Consider the following 3,132-nt stretch of genomic DNA (forward strand, 5'->3'; position numbering starts at 1 on the left):
AGTAGACGTCCAGTTATTTAGTGCTTACTTTCTAGTATAGTCCCTAGTCTGATAATATTTGTCCCGGATTATTCATCAAGACAAACAAAAACCCGCTGAAACAGCAAGTTAATACCGTTTCAGCGGGTTTTGCGCTTTCACCCGTTGGGTGAAAACCATAGGAGCTCTTTTTTATGATATTTTGTTAGTTGTGGGCGCTGATGTCAAGATTATGGACAGGTTTTTTCGGCACCGAGAGTTGCCGGACTCCGAAAATTTTTCAAAACCCGGATTTCAGCTTAAAACGGCGTGATTTCTGGGTGTTTGTGTAGGTGGAACAGGGCCGAGCCCTGCCGGTGAGAGAAAACAGGTGGTATAGATTGTGAACCAGCCGGATTTCACAAGTTGTATCGTGCAACAAATAAGCCTTCACAAGGCGAATTTTTGAAATTCACAAGTGACGGCTTATAAACGGCATCGTATCGGCTAGTGCCGATAACCGAGATTATGTTAACGATGCATTAATTCTTCATAGCACCAGTAACAGTATCAAACAAGTACCACTTTCCTGCTATCTTCTGCTTTCCATAGCGCATGATTCCATCATTACCATAGTAAAATTTCTTACTACCTACTTTTTGGAATCCTTTCTTCATTGCACCAGTAACAGCATCAAACAAGTACCACTTTCCTGCTATCTTCTGCTCATTTTTTGCTAATTTGCCATTAATATAATAAAATTGTTGTCCACCAACATATGACCATCCGGTATTGGGTTGATTATTATTATTCCCGGTATTGGGTTGATTATTATTATTCCTGGTATTGGGTTGATTATTATTATTCCTGGATAATTTAACTTGAACAGTTTTTATACCATCTTTTGTTGCTTGAGCAATATAAGAACTACTATTGTCAGAAATTGTATAACCATCAAGGTCAGGATATGAAATGCTTACTGTATTCCCAACAACTGTCTTATTGAATATTGTTTTAACAACATCATTATCTTGATTGACAAATTCTAAACGTGTAAGTTGTTCTTTATTATTATTACCGGCGTCTTTATAAAACTTTAGTGATTGGAGAGGGTGTCCTTGTATATCAAATAATGCTTGATTATCCCAGGATGATCCTCCCCAAGCCGGCTTTCCTTGATAGTACATTTTATCATTTGGAAAATACCCAACAGCCCCAGAGGCTGCCCATCCAGATCCATATTTATCGGCCAATTCTTTATCTTTATTTCCATTTATCCAACCGGCTACGTTCGGAATCCAAGCGGGTTCCCAATAAAAGGCACCCAGCCCATTCGAATTATTAAGAACTGTCTTGTAAAGATCGGTTAGTTCATCTACTTGTCCTTGAGGTCCCACTTTGTAGGCATTAGTATTCGTCCACGCATCCTGGCTCTCACCTATAGAATTAGGTGTACTATCACCATTCTTTAACGAGTTAACCCAAGAAGTCTCTAATATCGCAAACAACTTTCCATATTTGTCTTCTGCTAGTTTTTGTACTGCATTTATAGTTTTAATAGTATTAGATCCATCACTTACCGACCAAAACGGATAATATGATGAACCTAATACATCATAGTCAACATTCTCATTCTTTAAGGCAGACATTATTGTGTCGTATTTGTTAAAGTCAGGTGTTTCTAGTTGAACTGCTACAAGACTATCAGGGCTATATGTTCTAACAGCCTTTGATGCACTTCGTAAGTATCCTCCTATTTTATCAACCCTATTCTGATTTTTCCAAATAGAGTCGTAAGAACCTCCATCATCTCTGGTTATACCCTGTCCCATCATCCCATAAGTAATTTCGTTACCTATTTTGAACCATGCCAATATTACTACCAATAGCGTTAAATTTTTTTATCGTATCACTAGTAAAATCATAAACATCCTGCTCGAGATGTGTTTGATCGTCATTTTTCCAAGCTTTAGGTAGAATCTGTTGCGCGGGATCAGCCCAGAAGTCAGAATACTGAAAGTCTAGCAATATTTTCATTCCATATTGATTGGCTTCCTTGGCGATTTTTAAATCTTGTGCGACGTCATTATTCCCACCACCATAATATTGTCCAGAAGCACTTTTTGGATCATTCCAAATACGAATTCGAATATAGTTTACTCCCTGATCCGCTAACACTTTCATCAAACTTTCTTCATTACCGTTATAATCGTAAAACTTTACCCCAGCATCTTTTAAAGATTGATAAGAAGAAACATCGACACCACGAATAGCTTGATTTGTCATACTTGGTATTTTATTGATGACCACTTTTTGATCCTTCAAACCTGTATCACCGCCAAATTCATAAGGATCTTTTTGAGCAGCATTAGGATCATCATTCGGCGTAGTATTGGAATTATTGGCATCTGAAATTTGCTTGAAAATCGTTAACGTTTGAAGTGGTTTACCTAAATCATCAAACAACGCCTGATTATCTTGTGTGTTACCACCCCAATATTGGTCGGCACCATCTATGTAACCAGAAGCATATTGCGATGCCCATCCGGTACCAAAAGTATTGGAAGCGTATTGGAAGCATCCTTATTGGCTTGATACCCCACACTGCTACCTGGCTTAACTGCAATCCAAGTCGCATCACCATAAAAAACACCAGCATCACTGTTATTGTTATCAGAAGTAACAGTTTTAAATAAATTTTGTAGATATGTTGCCTGACCTTGAGGACTAATAGTACCAACATTTTTACTCATAATGTCTGAAGCCAAAGAATCATTTTGTTTGCCATCACTATCTTGATCAGTAAAAGGGTAAGTTACTGAACCAACAGTAAACTTTTTCCCTGCAGACAATACCACATTTTTAGCGGCTGCTATGTCATCCATAGAATTCCAAGCGGGATTAATGTTAGCAACAACTTCATCATAATGAATTCCGGCATTATTCAATTGCCATATAGGTGTACTCCAATATGAGTTAGGTTTTCCAAGACCAATACCAATTAAAGTTGTTGGTAACTTTTCGTGGATATCATCCGTAACAGATTTTAAAAGCATGGTTATCGTTGGCCAATCAGTTTTATCAATAAATTTATAGTTAATTTGATTACCAACAGTGATCATATTCGGTAAAACTTTATTATTACTGAAACTTGAAAGCTAATAATCACGCCAA

The 3,132-nt window shown here is 37.4% G+C and carries 2 protein-coding genes and 1 pseudogene; all 3 read right to left on the reverse strand.

Annotated elements, in window-relative coordinates; genetic code table 11:
* Positions 1 to 500 precede the first annotated feature (500 nt).
* Positions 501 to 1,832 (reverse strand): glycosyl hydrolase 53 family protein, encoded by a 1,332-nt coding sequence (locus tag FD47_RS13980; protein ID WP_056980814.1) that lies wholly within the window; start codon positions 1,830 to 1,832, stop codon positions 501 to 503.
* On the reverse strand, positions 1,810 to 2,424 hold the full coding sequence (locus FD47_RS13985) for a glycosyl hydrolase 53 family protein (RefSeq protein ID WP_054736669.1): 615 nt from the start codon (positions 2,422 to 2,424) through the stop codon (positions 1,810 to 1,812). The genes FD47_RS13980 and FD47_RS13985 overlap by 23 nt, the downstream gene beginning before the upstream one ends.
* 47 nt (positions 2,425 to 2,471) lie before the next feature.
* A pseudogene (locus FD47_RS13990) lies at positions 2,472 to 3,104 on the reverse strand (glycosyl hydrolase 53 family protein); the annotation flags it as partial.
* Positions 3,105 to 3,132 lie beyond the last annotated feature (28 nt).

Origin of the sequence: Lentilactobacillus parafarraginis DSM 18390 = JCM 14109 (genome assembly GCF_001435895.1) — a bacterium.
Lineage (GTDB): Bacteria > Bacillota > Bacilli > Lactobacillales > Lactobacillaceae > Lentilactobacillus > Lentilactobacillus parafarraginis.